The sequence below is a fragment of the Neptunomonas phycophila genome (genome assembly GCF_001922575.1).
In the GTDB taxonomy this organism is placed as follows: domain Bacteria; phylum Pseudomonadota; class Gammaproteobacteria; order Pseudomonadales; family Balneatricaceae; genus Neptunomonas; species Neptunomonas phycophila.
The window spans coordinates 57,460-79,788 of the sequence record NZ_MRCI01000002.1 but is presented as its reverse complement, the minus strand read 5'-3'; the positions used below and the strand labels follow the sequence as shown (position 1 = coordinate 79,788).

Below are 22,329 nucleotides of genomic sequence, written 5' to 3'. Positions count from 1 at the left end.
CCTATGTCTTACACACAGGTCAAGCATCAACATCTACTTACTCATCCACTATCTCATAGCGAGACCTTCAATCACCGTAAATAACAAAAATGTAATCTTGATATCAGCTTAGCGACAGCCCGCCTCCGTAGCATGCAAACCTATGACTACAGTTTATGAACATGGCAGAGACCATTTACACGTTAATAAGAGCATTAACTCGATGAACAAAATGAAGGTTACACGACGTACATTTGTCACAGGACTGACCTTAGGAGGGCTAACCGCTGGACTGGGGCTTCGCTCAAGCCAACTACTCGCGACACCTCGCGCCCCAACTCAGCAACCAGACGTGCTAACTGGGCAGAATTTCAGCTTAAAAATCAGCGAACAAGCCGTTAACTTTACCGGTAAAGAGCGTATCGCGACTACGGTAAACAATAGCCTCCCCGCTCCTATTTTACGTTTTAAAGAAGGAGAAAGGGTCACATTACACGTAGCTAACGCATTAACTGAAACCAGCTCGATTCACTGGCATGGGCTTATCCTCCCTACCAACATGGACGGCGTGCCCGGCCTCAGCTTTGATGGAATACCATCAAACGGCAGCTACACCTATGAATTCGATGTTAAACAATCAGGTACTTATTGGTACCACAGCCACTCGGGTTACCAAGAACAAACCGGCATTTATGGTGCGATTATCATTGATCCTATCGAGCCGGAACCTTTTAGCTTTGATCGAGAGTTTGTTATGTTGCTGTCGGATTGGAGTGATGAAGACCCGCACCAAATCTACACTAAACTCAAAAAAATGAGTGACTACTACAATTTTAGTGAACGTACCCTGCTCGATACTACAGCCGATATTAAAGATAAAGGTATCAGCAATACGTGGCGGTCTCGCAAAATGTGGAACGAGATGCGTATGAGCGATGCCGATATTTCCGACGTCACTGCCTATACCTATACCTACCTAATGAACGGGTCCACTCCCGATGACAACTGGACAGGGTTATTCAAGAACGGCGAGCGTATTCGCCTTCGCTTTATTAACGGCTCCGCGATGACTTTTTTTGATGTGCGTATACCCGGCTTAAAAATGACCGTAGTTGCTGCTGATGGGCAATATGTTAAACCCGTAACGGTCGATGAGTTTCGCATAGGTATAGCTGAAACGTATGACGTGATTATCGAACCTGACGACGACTCAGCCTACACAGTATTCGCACAATCTATTGACCGCTCAGGCTACACTCGTGCCACGCTAACATCCGATCCCGATATATCCTCACTGGTACCTGAGCTAGATCCTGCTCCAACACTAACCCATGCAGATATGGGAATGGGTGGCATGACAATGGCTAACATGAATACGAAGCAAAGCATGGATCATACAAAAATGGATATGTCTGCGCCGGTAATGGACCGCTCAATGATGGATCATTCCACAATGGACCATTCAGCAATGCCTATGGCTAATACGGTGACTCATTCGACAACAGAGTATGGTCCGCATGTGGATGAAAGAGCCAATAATCCGCAGTACCGTTTAGACGATCCCGGCGTTGGCCTACGTAACAACGGCAGGCGTGTATTGACCTACGCCGATTTACGTAACCTACATAACACCACTAATGACCCCGAACCCACCCGGGAAATAAACCTGCACTTAACGGGCAATATGAGTCGTTACATGTGGTCTATCAACGGGGTCAAATATTCTGAAGCCAAACCGATTGAGCTTAACTATGGTGAGCGCGTTCGTATTAATTTTGTGAATGACACCATGATGAATCATCCTATGCACTTACACGGAATGTGGAGTGATTTGGAAACTGGCGACAATGACTACATGCCCCGTAAGCACACTATTATTGTTCAACCTGGATCCAGAATTAGCTACCGAGTTACCGCTGACGCTAAAGGAAAATGGGCATTTCATTGCCACCTACTCTATCACATGGGCGGTATGTTCCGCGAAGTGCACGTTAGCTAATGAGGAGTCCATCATGCTGAAATACACAACACCATTAACGAACAATCTGCGTCTGATTAGCAGCCTTATGATTGCCAGTCTTATGGCTAGCCCGCTTGCACTTGCAATGGAAACAGACGATCCACTTGTAACCCAATTAACAGTCGATAAATTCGAAAAAAGACATTCAATAAACGACAAAAGCGCTCAACCTTTTGCTTGGGAAGCTGAAGCTTGGCTTGGTTATGACATCAACAAACTAGTATTTAAAACAGAGGGAGAGCGCGCATCAGGCAAAACAGAAAGCGCTGAGTTGCAAGGGCTGATCCGCTCAGCAATAGCCCCCTATTGGAATATACAAATGGGGATGCGCCACGACTTTAACCCAGAACCCAGCCAAAATTGGGCCGTCATTGGCCTTCAGGGCATGGCTCCCTATTTCATAGAAACAGACCTGAACTTATTCATTACTAACGGCAAACAAACCAACTTACGCCTATCAGCAGAATACGAAGCCATGATCACTCAACAGCTAGTGCTGTCTCCTTCGGCAGAAATAAACCTATATGGGAAAAATGACGAGGTACGCGGCATAGGCTCAGGTATCAGCAGCATGGAATTTGGCGTACGCCTTGCTTATGAAATACGGCGGGAATTTGCACCTTATATAGGTATAAACTGGGAGCAAACTTTCGGAAAAACCGCCGATTATGCTCGCCATGAAGGAGAAAGCACAAACGACATACAGCTTGTTGCAGGGGTACGTTTCTGGTTTTAACGACTATGCCAGAGCGTTGTACACTCATAAAAAGGTAGCTGTAAACGCTACCTTTTTTGATTCAATAACGCCTCAAGCATCACATGGTGGCCGACATATTAACAATACCATCATGCACAAACTGAATCGCTAACGCCGCTAATAACACCCCCAAAAAACGACGCAGGATATCATCACCTGTACGGCCAATCACACGCTTCACATAACGCGATAAAATCATCATTGCTAACGTACTTACGCTAATGGTCAAAATAGCTAAGGTAATCGATAACTGAGTGACCGACTCATCCGCTTTGGAGTACAACAGAATTGCCAGTGTTAATGATCCCGGCCCGGCCAACATAGGAATCGACATCGGAAAGACGGCAATATCACGACGCTCGCTGGTATTGGTGTACTCAATATCTTTAGTAATCATGTGGAAGGCGGTATAGAAAAGCAAAATACCCCCAGATATGCGCAATGCATCAATGCTGATACCTAGCTTGTGCAGTAAAGGTTCACCAAAATTACCAAATAAAATAAGTAGAGTTGCCGAGATAACCGTGGCTTTTGCCGCCATTTTTACACGATGGGCAACATCGTTAGGAGGCACTAGCGAGTGAAAAATTAACGCTGCACCAATTGGATCTATAATAACAAACAAAGCAATAATTGCGTTTAAGTAAACCGCGATATCCATATTAAGCCTCTAAAACGGGAACCAGCTAATTCCTGACTCTGATGTTAAAAACGAGGCATAGTAATATGAAACGTTGCATTAGCCCATAAAAAAACGGCTGAGTGGTTAGTTCAGCCGTTTTCTTTGCTTTGTATCATTTAGCTCAAATATCCCTATGCAAGCTAAGCTACTCAGCGAAGGTAGAACATTAAGCGCTTTACTGAACTTCAGCTAAGTACTTTGTTAGACGCTTCTTTTTCATCGCGAAAGTAGCAATGAAAGGCTCAGCATCTGTTTTGATCTGTTCTAAGTTAGTAGGCTCTCCTGCCACGATAACTCCGACCATCGCCATGATTGCGTGCGGTAAGCATTTGTAAACATAAACGCCTTCTTTATCCACAGTCACAGTGATTGCTTGTCCGTTTTCACCCTTCCAAGGTGTTGCACCCTCAGGCATAAGTCCATCTACTGATTCACTGTTATGACCGGCATCGGTTGGCACAAATGTAACTGTATCTCCAACAGCTACATGTAAAACGGCCGGTTCAAATACCATAATGCCGCCTTCACCTTTGTTCTTCATTTCTACGGTATGTTCTGCAGCCACAGCAAAGTTTGCTGCAACTATCATTAACAATGCCAATAAACGTGACTTCATAATAACCTCTTATTTTACGTAACCTAGTACGGATCACATAAGACTACATACAAGGCTATGAAAACATTGTTCTTTTAGGCGGCACTCAAGTATCAAGGACATTCTTTAGTACTAGTTCTAGTGGACATTTACGCCAGAACAACCCCAAACACGTATAAAAAATCCCCGTAGCCAAAGGCATACGGGGATGAAAGTGCCTGTAAACAGGCATCAGGAAGACTGGTGAGGTCAATCATATCTGTGCAAACTTACATATTCGGGTAATTAGGCCCTCCACCGCCTTCTGGAGTCACCCAAACAATGTTTTGAGACGGGTCTTTTATATCGCACGTTTTACAGTGCACACAGTTTTGCCCATTAATCTGAAACGTTGGCTCACCTTCATCATTTTCTAACACTTCATATACACCCGCTGGGCAATAACGTTGTGCAGGTTCAGCATAAAGAGGCAAGTTAGTCCCCAGAGGAATACTGCTGTCTTTTAACGTTAAGTGGCATAACTGATCTTCTTCATGGTTGGTATTCGATAAAAATACCGAGCTTAGTTTATCAAAACTTAACTGACCATCTGGTTTCGGGTAATCAATTGTCGCACTCGTTTTAGCATGGCGCAGTTGGGCATAGTCCTCTTCCGTATCATGCAAGGTAAAAGGCAACTTACCTTTAAAAATATTCTGATCAATAAAGTTAAACGCCCCGCCTAAATACGCGCCATATTTATGTAAAGCAGGCCCAAAGTTCCGCGCTGCGTGCAACTCTTCATATAACCAGGACTTTTCAAAAGCCGATTCAAAACCTGTCAGTTGCTGGCCTCCTTCATCACCCTGTTTAATCGCATCGAAGACGGCTTCGGCAGCTAACATGCCCGATTTCATAGCCGTATGCGTGCCCTTAATTTTAGCGAAGTTAAGCGTGCCAGCATCACACCCAATCAACAAGCCACCTGGGAAAACCATACGCGGTAGAGAATTAAGCCCACCTTTGGTGATGGCGCGCGCACCATAGCAAACTCGCTTTCCACCTTCTAAATACTGCTTTAAAACAGGGTGGTGTTTCATGCGCTGAAACTCATCAAACGGGCTTACGTATGGATTGCTGTAATTAAGGTCAACGATTAAACCCACCACTACTTGATGGTTAGCCGCGTGATATAAGAAGAAACCGCCACTCGTGCCGTCCGACAGTGGCCAGCCAGAGCCATGAACAACGAGCCCTTCTTGGTGCAGTTCTGGTTTGATATCCCACAACTCTTTAAGACCTAATCCATAGTGTTGCGGGTCGGCATCCTTAGACAAGTCAAAACGCTCATTAAGCTGCTTTCCTAAATGCCCACGACAGCCTTCTGAAAATAACGTGTATTTAGCATGCAGCTCCATACCTGGCATATAACCGTCTTTATGTTCGCCTGCTGCCGAAATCCCCATATCGCCCGTCGCTATGCCTTTAACACTACCATCTTCATGGTAGAGGACTTCGGCAGCGGCAAACCCCGGAAAAATTTCGACTCCCAAACTTTCCGCTTGTTCAGCTAACCAGCGCGTTAGGTTACCCACACTCACAATATAATTGCCTTTGTTATGCATGGTTGCAGGGATCAGCATATCGGGAATCTGAGTGGCCTTTTCATGATCTTTTAGCAGAAAAAGCTGATCTTTTGTAACAGGCGTGTCTAATGGTGCTCCCATCGTTTTCCAGTCAGGAAACAGTTCATCAAGTGCTCGCGACTCAATCACAGCGCCCGATAAAATGTGCGCGCCCACTTCAGAGCCTTTTTCCACCACGCACACCGTCAGCTCTTGATCGGACTCCGTTGCTTGCTGCATCAAACGGCATGCAGCAGACAAACCGGCGGGGCCAGCCCCCACGATAACAACATCAAACTCCATCGATTCACGTTCAATAACTTCCGGTTCTGCCCCAGTATGATCTGACATAGTTATCTCCTTAGAACTGCGCTTCATCAATTGCCATAAGGCTCTCGCCTCCAGCGTTGATAATGGCCAAATGCATGGCGATACGCGGTAAATAGTGCTCGCAATAAAAGTGTGCCGTTTGTTGTTTTGTCATTAAAAACGCTGTGTCTGCGCTAGGCTGTTTACTCAATTCTTGTGCTTTTCCCGCCGCGCGCAACATGAGCCAACCACCGAGCAGATAGCCCAACAACATCATTAAATTTACCCCTATAGCTGGGGCTTGCTTTGGATTAGCTAACAAATACGCTAACGCTTCTTTGGCATTATCTACACCCATTTGACAACGCTCTAGCGCGCCAGATAGCGTGTCCGGCAACACCATATTAGCTAATTCAGTCTCTACTTCTTGCAACAATAACGTCAGCGCTTGCCCTTCGTCACTTAACGTTTTTCGTCCCACCAAATCCAGTGCTTGAATACCGGTTGTGCCCTCATAGATCGGTAAAATCCGTGCATCACGTAAGAACTGTGCCGCTCCAGTTTCTTCAACAAAGCCCATCCCCCCATGAATCTGAACACCCAGCGAGGTTACTTCTTGAGCCAGCTCAGTCATCCATCCTTTAACAATAGGGGTATATAAGTCCACACGTGCTTGCAGTGCGTATGCCTCATTCTCTGAGGCATGTTCTAATTGATCGCCCGTTGCCGACGCTAGGTACATCAATGCACGCATGGCCTCAACGCCCGACTTCATTAGCATCAGCATGCGGCGTACGTCAGGGTGCTTCATCAAATTAACCCGGCTGCCGTCGCGAAGCGTGCCTTGAATTCGTTCCTGTGCATAAGTCCGCGCATGCTGATAGGCACGCTCGGAGATAGCTAAACCTTGTAGCCCCACACCCTGACGAGCATCATTCATCATCGTAAACATACAGGCTAAACCTGTATGAGGCTCACCGACTAAGTACCCAATGGCCCCACCTTCATCGCCAAAGCTCATGACGCAAGTTGGACTCGCATGAATGCCCAACTTATGCTCTAGCGATACCGCTTTAGCGTCATTACGCTCACCTAAAGAACCATCAGCATTGACTAAAAATTTAGGCACTACAAATAAAGAGATACCTTTCACACCTGCCGGGGCGTCCGGCAAACGAGCCAACACCAAATGGATGATATTATCGGCCATCTGGTGATCACCCCAGGTGATAAATATTTTTTGCCCGGTAATACGGTAATGGTCGCCTTCAGGGACAGCACGCGATTTAATGGCAGCCAAATCAGAGCCAGCATCAGGCTCGGTAAGGTTCATCGTTGCCGTCCACTCACCGCTTACCAATGGCGTTACATAGGTCTCTTTTAACTCATCACTGGCGTGTGTTAGTAATGCTTCAATCGCTCCTTGAGTGAGCAATGGACACAGGGCAAATGCCATATTCGACGACTGCCAGACTTCATTCACGGCTGTGGATATCACTTTAGGCAACGCTTGCCCCCCAAAAGCTTCGGGGGCGACTAAAGAAGGCCAACCGCTTTGCGCAAACTGTTTGTATGCCTGAGCAAAGCCTGCCGTTTCTTCTACGCCTTTTTCGCCCAGTACCGCACCTTGTTGATCACCCAACTTATTTAAGGGAGCGAGGACCTGCTCACCTAAACGTGCTGCTTCATCTAAGATAGCGTCGCTTAACCCTGAGGCTAAATCATCATGGCCGATCTCAGCACAAAGACCAGAAAAGTTAACAATGTGATCAAGTACAAACTGCGCATCTTGACGTGGAAAACGGTATTCGCTCATAACGCGGGCTCCTGATGCTCGTTGTACGGAATATTAAGTCCGGAGCATTATTCTTGTTATTTCAGTAGCGTAATCATTGCCTGCAGCGGTCATCATCACAATAACAAAACATGCCTGAAACTATGACAAAAATAGTCAGACACCTATCTAGCCTAGTCAAACTGGCGATTATAGTCCTCACTTTTTCGGTATTCGCCAGGTGTCATACCTGTCCATTTTTTAAAAGAGCGAAAGAAAGCAGAAGGCTCATCAAACCCCATCAAACCTGCCACATCATTAATCGACAACTGGGGGGAATTCATATAATTGATCGCCGCACCTTTTCGGCAATCATCTTTTATTTTTTGATAGGAGGTGCCTTCGTCTAATAGTCGACGACGAAGTGTAGATACCGACATGTGCAGCACATTCGCCACTTCATCTGCACTGGGCATTTCGCGACTAAAATCTTTGCCAATCATCGCGATGACCTGTGACTTCAAGCTTTTGTCATCATCAACCATCACCAAAAGCTGATAAGGCGCTGTTTTTAGAAAGCCGTGCAGGCTCTCTTCATTTTGTATGATGGGGTAATCCAAGTAACGGGCTGGGAAAACAATCGCGTTATCATGCTGATCAAAGCGTATTTCTGAGCGAAACAAGGTTTCGTAATACTCAGCATTATCCGGTTTAGCAAAAGAGAAATAAGCCGCTTTGAGTTCCAAACGCGTTCCTATTAGCCAGCTGGTAAAATGCTGCCAAACCGACAGTGATGTCCGAATTTGGTCCGGTGTTTCATTACCTAACAGCTGTGAAAACTCATCGTGCGTGAGCTCTTGAGTCGGCGCAAAAGATATTTTTGCATAACGCCCTTTGCGTATGACCACAGGCTTCACTTTAGAACCGCGGCAAATTTCGTAAAAATCGCTACAACGCCTGAGCGCCTTCTCCAACGTTTTACAATGAATGATCGAATGGCACATCATACGGAATGTACCATTTGGCACGCGGCCTCCACTGAGCATCCCAAACGATTCATCTTGGGTAATCCAGATAATACGCTGATAAAGTTGCCCGAATTTGTCAGCCGGGAACTCTGTCTGCTTTTCGATATCTTCAGGATTAATCCCAACATGGGATAGCAAATTATTAAGATCGTAACCTTGCAGCCGTGCGTGACTAAGAAGGTGCTTCACATAACCATTGGGTACAGTAATCATCCGCTCCATAGAGCCTCCCGAAGGTGTGACGTTTTTTGTTATTGTTAACTCCATTCTAAAGCCTGTTTCCTATAGATCAATTGAACTTGCGCACTCTTTTGTCATAAAAAATGGCGAGTTTTGCTATTGTTGTGCATTTGTTCAGTGTAGATGATTATTTACACGCTATACTTACCCGCAACACTCAACAAATCAAAGGGATTATTGATTTAGCAGCGTGTGCGGGTCATTTAAAAGTTGAGCGCTAAACACCCAAGGCGCTCAACTGTGCAGTATTTGAGCCGTTGCTAAAAACAATAAAAATTTTAGGTGAACGAAATGGCAATAAAAAATCTCCCTGCGAGCTCATCGGCTCCTCATGCAGCATTTAACATGCGGCGCAAGCTCTTCCCAGCACTACTAGCCACAACCATTGCAGGCCAAGCATATGGGCTAGAATTCCAACTAGGCGAAGTGGAAGGACGTTTTGACTCACAGCTATCGGTAGGCGCTAGCTGGCGTTTAAATGACGCCGACAATGACCTTATTTCTCAACCGAATGGTGGTTCAGGATCAGGTTCGGGTAGCTTTGACGATGGTACCCAGAACTTCAAACAGGGTGACACTTTCTCTCGTACCCTTAAAGGTTTTCACGAGCTATCTCTCGACTATCGCAACTTTGGCGCACGTATCAGCGGTAAATACTGGGCTGATTTTGAGCTAATGAACGGCAAACGTGGACATGGAAATACAGTCAACGGATACAGTTCTAACGATCAACTCGACGATAGTGGGTTCAACGATTATGCCAAATTTAGTGGCGCTGAGATCCTCGACGCTTACGTATACGGCTACTTCGATGTGGGTAACATGCCTTTGGACGTTCGCGTGGGCCGCCAAGTCATCAACTGGGGTGAAAGCACCTTTATCCAAGGCGGCTTGAACTCCATCAACCCTCTGGACGTAAGTGCATTCCGCCGCCCTGGAGCAGAAGTAAAAGAAGCCTTATTACCTTCCACCATGGCATTCGCCTCTTTGGGCGTAACTGACAACCTCAGTATCGAAGGTTTTTATCAGTTTGGTTGGGATCAAACAGTCGAAGAAGGATGTGGTACTTATTTTTCGGCAAACGATTTTGCATCTGAAGGGTGTAACGGCATTCGTATTAACTCGGGCGCTCTCAATGCAGTAAACGACAGCACTTATTACAATCAGCTAGGCCTCACATCACCTTGGAGCCTTACAGGCATTAGTCCTGTGGTTGAGCGTAATAGTGACGGAGTGCGTGAAGGCAGCGATAATGATCAGTTTGGTCTAGCCGCCCGCTACTTCTCCGAATCAATGAACAATACCGAATTTGGCTTTTACTTTTCCAAATACAACAGCCGCTTACCTATCGTAAGTGGTGTAAAGACTAATCTTGTGCCCACGGACCTAGCTGCTTCGGTAACACCAGCGATTACCAGCTTAGTTACTCAACAGTTTGCAAATAGCGGTGCAGATGTAACCAATCCAACCGTCCAAGCACAGATCCAAGCAACAGTGGCGGCTAATGTTTCTGCTGTCGCCAACACAGCCCCATTAAATAGTGAATATTTCACTGAATACCCTGACGATATCAAAATGATTGGCGTGAGCTGGAACACTAACTTGGGCGATGTAGCGTGGTCTGGTGAAGTTAGCCACAAACGCGATGTCCCTATTCAAATGAATGGTCCAATGCTGGTTTCTGCCATGCTAACACTGGGTACTGACCCATCTAACCCAGCAAGCGGTATTGTTGCAGCCACACCTTATGGTGGAGTAATCCATGGCTATGAGGAATTTAATGTTACTCAGGCACAAACCACTTTCATTAAAACCATTAACAATGTCATGGGCGCTAGCCGCATGGCATTAGTCGGTGAACTAGGCTGGACTCACATCCATAACTTCGATGAAGGCCGCAATGCTATCAAATATGGCCGCAGTGGCGTATTTGGTTACACTTCATCCGATGATGATGGCTTTGTGACTCAGGATTCATTTGGCTATGTAGTTCGCTCTTCCCTTTCTTACCCGAATGCATTCTCCGGTGTGAACTTAACACCGCAAGTAAGCTTCAAGCACGGTGTTAAAGGTTATGGCCCTCAGCCGGGCGCAACCTTCAGTGAAGGTCAAAAATCACTTAACTTAAGCCTAACTGCCGACTATTTGGAACGTTACTCTGCGCAGCTGTCTTACACTAACTTCTTTGGTGGTAAGTACAACGAACTAGAAGATCGTGATTTCATCTCATTAAGTGCATCTGTTGCGTTTTGATTGTGAGAAGCAGGAGTTTATTTATGTTACTACGTACCCGTAAAATGCTGATCGCATCAGCTATCTCTTTAGCCATGAGCGGTGCTGCTTTGGCTGGTGTTTCAGCCGATCAAGCTGCCAAACTTGGTCAATCACTCACGCCATTAGGCGGAGAAAAATCAGCCAATAGTGATGGAACAATCCCAGCATGGAGCGGTACCCTTAGTGGTACTGACCGTTACTCAGATCCATTCGCTAACGAGCAGCCTTTGTTTACCATTACCGCCGCTAATGTTGATCAATACAAAGCTCACCTTTCAGACGGTCAAATTGCCATGCTGAAAAAGTACCCTGATACTTTCAGAATGCCAGTTTACCCAACGCATCGAACAGCATCTGTGCCTGCAAAAATTAATGAGGGCACCCTTAAAAATGCGACTCAAGCGAACCTAACTAGCGACGGAAATGGCATTACCGGCTTTGCCGAAGGCATCCCATTCCCAATACCGCAAAACGGCTTAGAAGCCATTTGGAACCACATCACGCGCTATCGAGGCGGGTCTGTTGAGCGTACTTTCGTGCAAGTACCCGTTCAAGCAAACGGTGCTTATACGGCAGTAAAAATTAATGAAAAAATGGCATGGCCAAGCTATTTAGCCGAAGGCTACGATGAAAAAAGCGATAACAACATCCTCTTCTACTTTGTGCAAGAAGTTCAGGCACCGGCACGCTTAACCGGTAATATCTTGCTCGTTCATGAAACCATGAACCAAGTTGAACAGCCACGACAAGCATGGAGCTATAACGCAGGACAACGCCGCGTTCGTTTAGCGCCGCAAATTGCTTATGACGCCCCCGGCACGGCTACCGATGGTCAGCGCACAACTGACAACTTGGATATGTTTAACGGGGCTCCTGACCGCTACAATTGGAAACTAGTGGGCAAGAAAGAACTGTACATCCCGTATAACAGCTTCAAGCTGGCGGACCGTAACTTAAAATACAGTGACATCCTACAAGCGGGCCACCCAAACCCTGATCACTTGCGATACGAACTACATAGAGTGTGGCAAGTTGAAGCCACACTAAAAGAAGGCGCACGCCACGTTTACGCAAAACGTACTTTCTTTATTGATGAAGACACTTGGCAAGCCGCCATTGTCGATCATTACGATGGCCGTGGAGAATTATGGCGAGTAGGCGAAGCTCACGAAATGCAATTCCGTGATGCTCAAACGCCTTGGATTGCCGGCGAAATGCTCTACGATCTGCAATCAGGCCGTTACCTAGCCAGTGGTTTAACTAACGAAGAAGGCCAAGGCTTAGACTTTAAAGAAGTATTCAAACACAGCGACTTTACGCCGCAAGCGATTCGTCGCATGGGACGCTAACCCCTTTCCTGCAACATCCCTTTCAGCCCTGCCTATGCAGGGCTTTTTTATATCTAGCGCTGGCCTTCCCTTTTACCTAGTAAGTGTGTTGAATAGGCGCACTTTTCTTAGCAATTACAATCCAACCGCCATGGAATACTTTACCGAGCTGGGATACACCGGCTTATTCATTGCTGCTTTTTTATCCGCGACAATCCTACCCTTAGGGTCTGTGGTCGTGCTCGCACCACTATTACTCAGCGGTTTATCGCCTAGTATGTTGGTTGTCGTTGCTACTATAGGCAACGTATTAGGATCGATGACCAATTATGCGTTGGGGTATTGGGCAAGCTTAAGCCTGATAAAAAAATGGCTAAGAATGAGCGAGGAGGAGTTTGTAAGAGCCGAGCAACACTTTAAGAAATACGGAATTATTGCCCTACTCTTTACATGGCTCCCTTTTATAGGAGACCCGCTCACTGTGTTAGCGGGTATATTACGTATTCGTTTACACTGGTTTGTTGTGCTAGTCACTGTGGGTAAAGCAGCGCGTTATATTATTGCCAGTTATTTAATCTTAAAGGTGGGCTAACCGTTATTCGTCAGCCGCTTCTCGCATGCGCTCTTGGCGAGCTTGTTCTTCGTCAAACGCATCTTTAATAGCCAGCATCACACTATCAATATCAGCACTGACATTATCATCGGTAAACTCACCGGTTAACTCTGACTGCGGCGTCAAATCCCCGGCTTCAAAAAGAGCCCACATTTCTTGCGCATAACGTGTAGCGAGTAACTCTGGAGCAAACTGTCCATAATAGTTCGTGATATTTTCTATATCACGCGTCAACATCGCTTCGGCGTTATTATTGGCAGCCGCATCAACCGCTTGAGGCAGGTCGATGATAACAGGACCTCCTTCATTGACTAACACATTAAACTCAGACAAATCACCATGTACCAAGCCAGCACACAGCATGAGCTTTACGTAGTGCATCATTACGGCATGGTCTTCAATCGCTTGCTCTGCACTCATACTCACATCGTTTAAGCGCGGCGCAACGTCACCGTCTTCATCAGTAACCATTTCCATAAGCAGCACACCGTTAAAACAACCAAACGGTTTAGGCACACGTACACCGGCTCTATCAAGTGCATATAAAGCATTTACTTCAGCGTTTTGCCACGCCTCTTCTTGCTGGTCTCGGCCAAACTTGGAATGTTTTTCCATCGCGCGTGCACGTCGACTATTGCGGACTTTGCGGCCTTCTTGGTACTGAGCCGCTTTTTTAAAGCTGCGTTTGTAGGCTTCTTTATATACCTTAGCGCAACGTACTTCGTCGCCACAGCGTACCGCGTAGACACTTGCTTCCTTACCGCTAAGTACAGCATGGAGCACTTCATCGACGATACCATCGTCTACTAATGGTTGTATTTCTTTAGGGGTTTTCATGCTGCACTTTATACCCTAGTTAAGCGTGAGGTGATAGCGTGCTTACTAAATAAGCACATTCAAGTCCTTATATTTACGCATAAAAAAACCCGATTCAAGATCGGGTAAAGAAAGCGACATGATCGCCAGCAATAAAGCGCCTAACAGCTTATCGACAGGCGCGCATCACGTGATCATCCCGACAGAAGAAGATCAGCACACAATACTTACTCAGATTTTCCATCCATCAAACGACGTAATTTAAGAGGATTTCCATCTTTAAGCGCTTCGGGCAACAGAGCCTGCGGCAAATCCTGATAACTCACTGGGCGAATAAAGCGATTAATCGCTGCACTACCCACCGATGTACTGCGGCTATCAGACGTTGCTGGAAATGGCCCACCGTGAACCATCGCGTGACACACTTCTACGCCAGTAGGGAAACCGTTACACAGGATACGACCCGCTTTACGCTCTAATGTAGGCAGCAGTTGAGCAGCATCGCCATAGTCTGCTTCGTCTAACTGAATCGTCGCCGTAAGCTGACCTTCTAAATGCTCTGCTACTTTTATAAACTCCGCAACATCATTACATTTTATAACCAACGAGCTAGCGCCGAAGACCTCTTCGGTTAGGCTATCATCGGCTAAGAATTGCGCAGCCGTTGTAGAGAACAAACCGGCTTGGCATTGGTTAGGGTTAGCACTGCCTTGACCTTCACCTACCTGCTCAACATTGGCGTTGTTTTTTAACGCATTAACCCCGCTTGAATACGCTTGGAAAATACCCGGTGTAAGCATGGTCTGAGTCGTTACGTCTTTTAACGCGGCTTGAGCCGCCACCAAGAAGCCATCAAGCTCAGGGCTATCAACGGCAATGACTAAGCCCGGATTAGTACAGAATTGACCAGCACCCATGGTTAATGAGCCTACAAAGCCTTTACCCAGCGCCTCACCACGAGCTTTTAATGCCGCAGGCATCAAAAACACCGGATTTATACTGCTCATTTCGGCATAGACAGGAATAGGCTCCGGACGATTTGCAGCAATATTCATCAACGCCGTGCCGCCACTGCGAGATCCGGTAAAACCAACGGCTTTAATCAGCGGATGTTTCACCAACTCGGCGCCTACTTCACGGCCAGAGCCAAACAATAACGAAAACACACCTTCAGGCATGCCGGATTTCTTAACGGCAGTCTGAATCGCTTTACCCACCAGTTCTGACGTACCGGGATGTGCCGAATGTGCTTTTACGACAACAGGGCAGCCTGCTGCTAGGGCTGACGCCGTATCACCTCCGGCTACTGAAAAAGCGAGAGGAAAGTTACTTGCGCCAAAAACAGCCACAGGTCCTAACGCAATAGTGCGCAAGCGCAAGTCATTACGTGGCAGTGGGGCACGATCAGGCATCGCTGGGTCAATGCGTACATCTAAATAGTTACCGGTACGCACAACATTGGCGAATAATTTTAACTGCCCCATTGTACGGCCACGCTCACCTTCGATACGAGCTTGCGGCAAACCACTTTCGGCCATTGCTCGCTGCACAAGAGTATCACCCAGCGCTAAAATTTCATCAGCAATGCATTCTAAAAACTGGGCACGCTGTTCTGGGGCTGTTTCGCGATAAGCATCAAATGCTGCCCATGCGAGTTCGGCAGCCGCGTTGACATCGGCTTGCGTTCCACCATGGAAGGCTGGCGATAACTGCTCGTTGGTTGCAGGGTTGATTGCATAAATTGTTTTGCTAGTACCAGTCACGCTTTGTGAACCGATCAGCATAGAGCCTGTAATATCCATCAGCTTCTCCAGTCAGATTAGGGGGGTGCTGGAAAACCAGCAGTTCAATAACCGGAAAGCGATAGGTACCACCTAACTGAAAAACCTAACTGACACGACAAGAGCCAAAACTACCTAACTCGTTATCTACTCAGAACCCCATTCGCTGCTTATTCGAAGCGATTATGGGTTTGGTATTTTTCATAGAGGTGATAAGCACGGTAAAGGTGCTTATGCATCGCCTTCCGGGCGAGTTCAGCATCTCTAGAGCGGATAGCCGATAAGATCTCTTCGTGTTCTTCTTTAACACGCTGTAGATACGCATCGGTTGCTACCTGATCCAGATTGGTATTCACCAACTTTGCTCGTGGGATAACGTTTTTATTGAACTGCTCATAAAACTGACGGAAGAACGGGTTCTTAGTCGCTAGGCTTATCGCAAGATGAAAATCATAATCTTCTTTGCGGGCCTGCTCGCCTCGTTCTAGCGCGTTATTGAAGGCAGCTAAGCTCTGCTCCATCCGCTGCATATCTGCACTATCGTGTCGAATGGCCGCAAATTCGGCGGCGGCGGTCTCAACACTCAAACGCATTTCAAGGATATTTAAAATATCCTCTACAGCCGTTGGGTTAATGGTATAAGCGTACATGGTTTCAGTTGGCTGACTGCGCATAACAGTCGTACCGACACCGCGTCGTGTCTCGACTAAGCCCAATGACTTAAGCTGGGTGATCGCTTCACGTATCACGGTTCGGCTCACGCCAAACAATTCACAGAGTTGATTCTCTGTAGGTAATTTTTCACCAATACCAATTGCGCCAGTCGTAATCTGACTTTCCAGTTGCTTCGCTACATGAGACGCAAGACTACCCGTTTGGCCTACGCGCTCAAATTGAAACGTCGATCCTGACTTTTCCAGATTACTCATGACACACTTATCCACAGATTACATTAGCAGTGCGTACATTACCCCAGCGTTACTTAGCGAGCAAGCGCCGGTTTTTTAGGGTCAAACGTCCAGCCTGGTATTAAGTACTGCATCGCCATGGCATCATCACGCTGACCTAAAGTTAATGTTTTATAAAGCGCATGCGCCTCTTCTAGCTTTTCACGATCGAGTTCAATGCCTAAGCCCGGCTTATTAGGAACCGTCAGCTTGCCACCCCGTATTTTTAAGGGATCTTTCGTGATTCGTTGCCCGTCTTGCCAAATCCAATGGGTATCAATCGCTGTGATTTCGCCAGGGCAAGCAGCGGCCACGTGCGTCATCATCGCCAACGAAATATCAAAATGGTTATTACTGTGCGACCCCCACGTCATGCCCCATTCGTTGCATAACTCGCCAACCGCAACAGCACCTTGCATTGTCCAGAAATGACAATCGGCCAACGGAATATCCACCGCATCCAAGCGCACCGTATTACGGAACTGTTGCCAGTCTGTGGCGATCATATTAGTGGCTGTTTTAAGACCCGTTAATCGCTTAAACTCGGCCATCGTTTCACGGCCTGACCAAGCGCCTTCTTGACCACACGGATCTTCGGCGTAACTAAGCATGTGTTTAATTGGCGTGAGATACTCGACGGCTTGTTTAAGTGTCCAAGCGCCATTAGGGTCTAGCGTCAAACGAGCTTCGGGGAAGGCATCATATAAAGCAGCTATACACTCAGCTTCCTGATGGCCATCTAGTACACCACCTTTGAGTTTAAAATCTTTAAAGCCATATCGATCAAACGCAGCCTTAGCCAAGTTCGCAATGGCCTCTGGTGTTAAGGCTTCTTGCGTTCTAACAAGGTCCCATTCATCGGCGGGATTAGTACAAACAGGGTAAGGCAAATCAGTTTTCTTGGGATCGCCGAGCAGAAACAGGTAACCCAGCACTTCAACTTCATCGCGTTGCTTGCCAAATTGCCCTAACAAGTCAGCAACCGGTAAACCCATGTTTTGACCGGCTAGGTCCAACAACGCCGACTCAATACCCGTAATTACGTGCACAGATGTGCGTAAATCGAATGTTTGATTACCGCGCACATCATCCGCTTGACCAGAGGTTGCAGCTCGGACTTGACTGATGATCGATTTCCACTGCATTACGCTTTGGCCTTCGACCAACTCGCGACATTTTTCCAGTGTATTGATAATCGACGTCGTTGCTGGAATTTCACCCAAGCCTATGTTGCCTGCATCATCTTCTAAAACAACTACGGTTCGAATGAACCAAGGAGCATGACCACCACTTAAATTAAGCAAAAAACCATCATATCCGGCAACCGGAACTACCTGCATTTTTGTTATCGTAGTAAACATGGTGAACTCTCTTACCGATAATTATGTTTATAAATTTGCGTCGATAATTTTTTTCAACGCTGCGTAATGTGCATCGCTAGGATCAGTTAAGGGTGCGCGAACTGAACCCGCAGGGCGGCCGATAATAGCGGCGCCCGCCTTTATTAAGCTCACGGCATAACCTTTCTTCTCGTCGCGTAATCGACAAAATGGAATAAAGAAATCTTGAATAATCGAAGTAACCGTCGCTTTATCGCCTGCACGTAACGCTGTGTAAAACTTCATAGCCATCTCTGGCATAAAATTAAAAACAGCCGATGAGTAAGTATTTACGCCAATCGATAAGTAGCCCTCAGCAAAAATCTCAGCTGTTGGCACGCCACCTATGTAAACCAAGCGGTCGCCAACCGTTTTAATGGTGTCGTTTAGCATCGCAATATTGCCCACGCCATCTTTGAGTGCGACCAAATTAGGATTTTCGTCAGCTAGTTTTTGGACAGAGTCCGTCCCCAGAATACCGTTTCCACGGTTATAGTAGATAAACTGAATTGAGCTGCTTTGCATAATTTCAGTAGCGTATTGCACGATACCGTCTTCTGGACATTCAGTTAAAAATGGAGGCATTAACAAGATACCGTCACAACCAGCTTCTTCTGCCACTTTTACGTAACGTTTAGCATCCGCCACACTGCGTCCTGCTGATGCGATCACCGGTACCCTTCCAGCGACCGTTTCTACTGCCACCTTCACGATTTGCTCATAGTCAGACATATCTAACGAAAAGAACTCACCCGTGCCACCAGCAACAAAAATTGAGGATACACCCTGTTCTACAAACCATTCCAAACGCTGACGATAGGTGTCGGCGTTAAATTGGCCATTGCTATCAAAGTCAGTGACTGGGAACGATAAAAGACCATCACCTAACGCTTGACGAATGTTCTCTAAAGAAAAGCTCATATTTTCTATCCTCAATTTTTATTCAGATTTTTCAGCCGCTCACATTAGCGACTGTGAGTCAGTCGGAATCATTGGTGCTAGACCAATATATTATGTTATTTGTAATACATCATACAACATACAATCCAAGTTACAAGATGAAACATCGATATTTCGTGCTTTAAGTCACCGGAGCAGGGTTAAAAAGAACCAAGTCGTTATGTAAACCCAGTTTATCGGCGGCGACTTGCTGGCGACCGCTAGCGACCTCAATAATCATATGAAAGAGCTCCCAACCGGCCTCTTCCAGCGTGATCTCTTTGGTAGCGATTCGTCCCGCATCCAGATCGATCAAATCATGCCAACGCTTACCTAATGTCGAGTTGGTTGACACTTTAATGACTGGCGCTACTTCAAGGCCGTACGGTGTGCCACGCCCCGTAGTAAAAACTTGAATATTCATACCTGAAGCAAACTGCAAAGTACCGCAAATAAAGTCACTGGCCGGTGTGGCCGCAAAGTTCAAACCCCGTTTGCGTATCCGCTCACCAGGACTTAATACATCAACGATTGAGCTATTACCGGATTTAGTGATCGACCCCAACGATTTTTCAACGATGTTATTCAAGCCACCCTTTTTATTTCCGGGGGTTGTATTAGCGCTACGATCAGCCTGACCTTGGCTTAAATAGTCATCAAACCACTGCATTTCACGCAACAGGGCTTTTCCAACCTCCACGGTTTCTGCCCGTGGCGTTAATAAATGGATAGCATCACGTACTTCGGAGACTTCTGAAAACATGACAGAACCGCCGGCACGCACGATTAAATCCGATGCAATACCAACGGCAGGATTGGCGGTAACCCCCGAAAAGGCATCACTGCCACCACATTGCATGCCGACCACCAGCTCGGATATCGGACATGTTTCTCGACGCCGCTGATTTAAACGCTCAAGGTGAGATTCAGCCATTTCCATAATGTGATCAACCATGTCTTGAAAGCCATGGTGGTTTTCATCTTGCAAACTTACAACATGGTCTTGCAGCATTTTTGCTGCATCCGAGTTAGGTAATAAGTTAATCGTTTGGGCCTCGTCGATTTCTAATAACCGCGAAGGTGATAACTTCTCACAACCTAAGCCAACGACCATTACCTCTCCACCAAAATTAGGGTTCTTGGCGATATTCTGTAGCGTTCTAATCGGCACGATAGCCGCCGGTGCCGTTATGGCAACCCCACAACCATAGGTATGATTCAAGGCGACGACACCATCCACATTGGGGAACTTGGGCAAGAGTGTTTGCTTAATGAGCTTCACCACATACTCAGTGATACCCGCCACACATTGCACACTGGTACTGATACCGAGTAGGTTTTTTGTTCCCACACTACCATCCGCATTGCGATAGCCTTCAAAGGTATAACCCTCAAGCGGCTCTACGTTTGGCTTGGCACGGGTGGCTAAAGGCAAATCGGCCAACTTAGGCGGCGTTGGCATATCCACAACGGCCTCTGAAACCCAAGACCCTTGTTGAATATCATGCTTGGCGTACCCTACCACCTCGTTATAGCGTCGCACTTCCCCCCCTTTTTTGATGTGGCTAAGGGCTAATTTATGGCCTTGCGGAATCGCTTCTACCAATGTGATCCCATCATCCAAAACGGCACCCGCAGGCGCACCGCCTTGGTTAATTACAATAACGACGTTGTCGTTTGGGTGAACCTTGATTGTTGAATAAGGGCTCGTTACTTCACTCATGGTCATTATTCCTATGTCATCAAGGTTAAACAGACGCTTTTGCTGCTTTGGATTTACGATGAACCAAAATAGAAAAGACAACAGATGCTAAAATCAACAGCCATAGAGCAACTGCAATGGGGCTTTTGGTGAAAAAGATCGTTAACGTGCCGTAAGACTCTAAACTCTTAACAAAGTACACCTCAGCTGATCCACCTAAGATAAAGCCAATCACTAAAGGCGCTATTTCTAAGCCGATCTTCGTCGCGACCCACCCAAATACACCAAAAATCAACAAGGTCCACACATCAAACATAATGCCGTAATTAATGGCATAGGCACCCACAACACACATCATGATAATGATGGGATAAAGAATGAACTTAGGCACTAAAACGACTTTAGCGATATAGCGAATGGCGTAAAACATCACTGCAAACATAACTAGGTTTGCAAACAGTAAAGCCGTGATCATGGCGTACCATGTATCGATATTTTCACCGATAAACAATGGCCCTACTTGTAACCCTTGCAGGGTAAACGCACCGATCAATACCGCCGTTGTGCTATCGCCAGGGATGCCCAGTGACAATAAAGGAATCAGTGCACCACCAGTTAACCCGTTGTTAGCCGACTCAGATGCAACCAAACCTTCTGGCGCACCTTTACCCATTTTCTCAGGGTTTTTAGATAAGTTCTTTTGCTGTGTATATGCCAATACAGAAGCGGCACTGCCTCCAATGCCTGGCAACATGCCAATGAAGGTCCCAATGGTGGATGAACGTACTAAATTGACGAACTGATTACGGAACACACGAAACTGGAACGGCGCGCCATTGGATAGCTGCACTTTACGTTCAGCACTTTCTTCTTTCACGCCTTTCTCGGCTTGCTCGATAATGGTCGCAATACCGAATAAGCCGATTAACACAGGCAGCAAAGAAAAACCGGATTCTAAATAAGGTTCCATGAATTCGAACATTAAACGGTATTCGCCATTGCCTCCGTTAGACACGTCGTAAGTACCAATCAAGCTCAAGAACACCCCAATAAGACCACTGAATATACCGACCAGCATGTTTCTTGATAATGATGCTATGACAGTAAGTGCGAACAAAATCATCAAAAACTTCTCAACATACGAGAACTTGATCGCAAAGTCTGATAACAGTGGTGCAAAGAAAAACAGCACAACCGCACTGAACAAGCCGCCAAATAAAGACGCCACTATACAAATCTTAAGCGCTCGCTCAGCTTCACCTTTTTGCGCCATTGGATAGCCATCAAACGTGGTGGTAATAGAAGACGGCGTACCAGGGATATTCAATAGTATGGCCGGAACTAGGCCGCCAGATATCCCGCCCACGTACAAACCAAGCAGCAGAGCCAACCCTTCTTGTAAGCCTAACGAATAAGTTAACGGCAAACACACAGCCACAGCCATGGTTGCTGTCATACCGGGTATCGCACCGAAGATAATACCAACCACAGCACCCGCTGCCGCTAGTAAAAAAAACACCGGCGATAATAGATCAAAAAATTCCATATGAGTCTCCTGTGCC

Annotated in this window: 17 protein-coding genes; 5 read left to right on the top strand and 12 right to left on the bottom strand. The window is 46.5% G+C overall.

What is annotated here, in order from left to right:
- The first annotated feature begins 202 nt into the window (after window positions 1–202).
- Together BS617_RS14280 and BS617_RS14275 are read left to right on the top strand one after the other, a co-directional pair.
- Entirely contained in the window at window positions 203–1,978 is a 1,776-nt protein-coding gene (locus BS617_RS14280) for a copper resistance system multicopper oxidase (RefSeq protein ID WP_075173669.1), read from the top strand.
- 13 nt (window positions 1,979–1,991) lie between these two features.
- Window positions 1,992–2,735 (top strand): copper resistance protein B, encoded by a 744-nt coding sequence (locus BS617_RS14275; protein ID WP_075173668.1) that lies wholly within the window; start codon window positions 1,992–1,994, stop codon window positions 2,733–2,735.
- Between the two features lie 79 nt (window positions 2,736–2,814).
- Here BS617_RS14275 and BS617_RS14270 read toward each other — a convergent pair whose 3' ends face one another.
- From BS617_RS14270 to BS617_RS14250, 5 genes are all read right to left on the bottom strand, one after another.
- Window positions 2,815–3,417: a MarC family protein gene (locus BS617_RS14270; protein ID WP_075173667.1), complete on the bottom strand. Its 603-nt coding sequence runs from the start codon at window positions 3,415–3,417 to the stop codon at window positions 2,815–2,817.
- Window positions 3,418–3,613: 196 nt separating this feature from the next.
- Window positions 3,614–4,054: a pseudoazurin gene (locus BS617_RS14265; RefSeq protein ID WP_075173666.1), complete on the bottom strand. Its 441-nt coding sequence runs from the start codon at window positions 4,052–4,054 to the stop codon at window positions 3,614–3,616.
- 248 nt (window positions 4,055–4,302) lie between these two features.
- A complete protein-coding gene (locus BS617_RS14260; protein WP_249263624.1) occupies window positions 4,303–5,988 on the bottom strand; it encodes an electron transfer flavoprotein-ubiquinone oxidoreductase in 1,686 nt (561 codons plus the stop codon).
- 10 nt (window positions 5,989–5,998) lie between these two features.
- Window positions 5,999–7,762 (bottom strand): acyl-CoA dehydrogenase family protein, encoded by a 1,764-nt coding sequence (locus BS617_RS14255; RefSeq protein WP_075173665.1) that lies wholly within the window; start codon window positions 7,760–7,762, stop codon window positions 5,999–6,001.
- A 152-nt stretch (window positions 7,763–7,914) separates the two neighbouring features.
- A complete protein-coding gene (locus BS617_RS14250) occupies window positions 7,915–9,015 on the bottom strand; it encodes an AraC family transcriptional regulator (RefSeq protein WP_246283268.1) in 1,101 nt (366 codons plus the stop codon).
- A 264-nt stretch (window positions 9,016–9,279) separates the two neighbouring features.
- Here BS617_RS14250 and BS617_RS14245 point away from each other — a divergent pair, with 264 nt between their 5' ends.
- The 3 genes from BS617_RS14245 to BS617_RS14235 all read left to right on the top strand — a co-directional run bounded on the left by BS617_RS14245 (window position 9,280) and on the right by BS617_RS14235 (window position 13,182).
- Window positions 9,280–11,241: a DUF1302 domain-containing protein gene (locus BS617_RS14245; protein ID WP_083610109.1), complete on the top strand. Its 1,962-nt coding sequence runs from the start codon at window positions 9,280–9,282 to the stop codon at window positions 11,239–11,241.
- Between the two features lie 23 nt (window positions 11,242–11,264).
- Window positions 11,265–12,611 carry a DUF1329 domain-containing protein gene (locus BS617_RS14240; RefSeq protein WP_075173664.1) on the top strand — a complete coding sequence of 449 codons (1,347 nt, stop codon included), beginning with the start codon at window positions 11,265–11,267 and terminating at the stop codon, window positions 12,609–12,611.
- Window positions 12,612–12,741: 130 nt separating this feature from the next.
- Window positions 12,742–13,182 (top strand): YqaA family protein, encoded by a 441-nt coding sequence (locus BS617_RS14235; protein ID WP_075173663.1) that lies wholly within the window; start codon window positions 12,742–12,744, stop codon window positions 13,180–13,182.
- Window positions 13,183–13,185: 3 nt separating this feature from the next.
- On the opposite strand, the gene BS617_RS14230 is transcribed toward BS617_RS14235, so the two are convergent.
- From BS617_RS14230 to BS617_RS14200, 7 genes are all read right to left on the bottom strand, one after another.
- Window positions 13,186–14,040 (bottom strand): PA4780 family RIO1-like protein kinase, encoded by an 855-nt coding sequence (locus BS617_RS14230; protein ID WP_075173662.1) that lies wholly within the window; start codon window positions 14,038–14,040, stop codon window positions 13,186–13,188.
- 206 nt (window positions 14,041–14,246) lie between these two features.
- On the bottom strand, window positions 14,247–15,821 hold the full coding sequence (locus tag BS617_RS14225) for an aldehyde dehydrogenase (NADP(+)) (RefSeq protein ID WP_075173661.1): 1,575 nt from the start codon (window positions 15,819–15,821) through the stop codon (window positions 14,247–14,249).
- Between the two features lie 149 nt (window positions 15,822–15,970).
- Entirely contained in the window at window positions 15,971–16,729 is a 759-nt protein-coding gene (locus tag BS617_RS14220; RefSeq protein ID WP_075173660.1) for a FadR/GntR family transcriptional regulator, read from the bottom strand.
- Between the two features lie 53 nt (window positions 16,730–16,782).
- Window positions 16,783–18,108: an enolase C-terminal domain-like protein gene (locus BS617_RS14215; protein ID WP_075173659.1), complete on the bottom strand. Its 1,326-nt coding sequence runs from the start codon at window positions 18,106–18,108 to the stop codon at window positions 16,783–16,785.
- A gap of 27 nt (window positions 18,109–18,135) precedes the next feature.
- Entirely contained in the window at window positions 18,136–19,047 is a 912-nt protein-coding gene (gene kdgD / locus BS617_RS14210; RefSeq protein ID WP_075173658.1) for a 5-dehydro-4-deoxyglucarate dehydratase, read from the bottom strand.
- A gap of 160 nt (window positions 19,048–19,207) precedes the next feature.
- Complete coding sequence (garD, locus tag BS617_RS14205; protein ID WP_075173657.1) at window positions 19,208–20,788, bottom strand: galactarate dehydratase; 1,581 nt, start codon at window positions 20,786–20,788, stop codon at window positions 19,208–19,210.
- 25 nt (window positions 20,789–20,813) lie between these two features.
- The gene (locus BS617_RS14200; protein WP_075173656.1) at window positions 20,814–22,313 is read right to left on the bottom strand and encodes a tripartite tricarboxylate transporter permease; all 1,500 of its coding nucleotides are present in this window, start codon (window positions 22,311–22,313) and stop codon (window positions 20,814–20,816) included.
- Between the last annotated feature and the right edge of the window lie 16 nt (window positions 22,314–22,329).

Coding starts and splice junctions, on each gene's coding strand:
- BS617_RS14260 (WP_249263624.1), bottom strand. CDS start 5,988: ATGTCAGATCATACTGGGGCAGAACCGGAAGTTATTGAACGTGAATCG.
- BS617_RS14245 (WP_083610109.1), top strand. CDS start 9,280: ATGGCAATAAAAAATCTCCCTGCGAGCTCATCGGCTCCTCATGCAGCA.
- BS617_RS14235 (WP_075173663.1), top strand. CDS start 12,742: ATGGAATACTTTACCGAGCTGGGATACACCGGCTTATTCATTGCTGCT.
- BS617_RS14220 (WP_075173660.1), bottom strand. CDS start 16,729: ATGAGTAATCTGGAAAAGTCAGGATCGACGTTTCAATTTGAGCGCGTA.
- BS617_RS14255 (WP_075173665.1), bottom strand. CDS start 7,762: ATGAGCGAATACCGTTTTCCACGTCAAGATGCGCAGTTTGTACTTGAT.
- BS617_RS14280 (WP_075173669.1), top strand. CDS start 203: ATGAACAAAATGAAGGTTACACGACGTACATTTGTCACAGGACTGACC.
- garD (WP_075173657.1), bottom strand. CDS start 20,788: ATGAGTGAAGTAACGAGCCCTTATTCAACAATCAAGGTTCACCCAAAC.
- BS617_RS14215 (WP_075173659.1), bottom strand. CDS start 18,108: ATGTTTACTACGATAACAAAAATGCAGGTAGTTCCGGTTGCCGGATAT.
- BS617_RS14200 (WP_075173656.1), bottom strand. CDS start 22,313: ATGGAATTTTTTGATCTATTATCGCCGGTGTTTTTTTTACTAGCGGCA.
- BS617_RS14240 (WP_075173664.1), top strand. CDS start 11,265: ATGTTACTACGTACCCGTAAAATGCTGATCGCATCAGCTATCTCTTTA.
- BS617_RS14230 (WP_075173662.1), bottom strand. CDS start 14,040: ATGAAAACCCCTAAAGAAATACAACCATTAGTAGACGATGGTATCGTC.
- BS617_RS14250 (WP_246283268.1), bottom strand. CDS start 9,015: ATGGAGTTAACAATAACAAAAAACGTCACACCTTCGGGAGGCTCTATG.
- BS617_RS14225 (WP_075173661.1), bottom strand. CDS start 15,821: ATGGATATTACAGGCTCTATGCTGATCGGTTCACAAAGCGTGACTGGT.
- BS617_RS14270 (WP_075173667.1), bottom strand. CDS start 3,417: ATGGATATCGCGGTTTACTTAAACGCAATTATTGCTTTGTTTGTTATT.
- BS617_RS14275 (WP_075173668.1), top strand. CDS start 1,992: ATGCTGAAATACACAACACCATTAACGAACAATCTGCGTCTGATTAGC.
- kdgD (WP_075173658.1), bottom strand. CDS start 19,047: ATGAGCTTTTCTTTAGAGAACATTCGTCAAGCGTTAGGTGATGGTCTT.
- BS617_RS14265 (WP_075173666.1), bottom strand. CDS start 4,054: ATGAAGTCACGTTTATTGGCATTGTTAATGATAGTTGCAGCAAACTTT.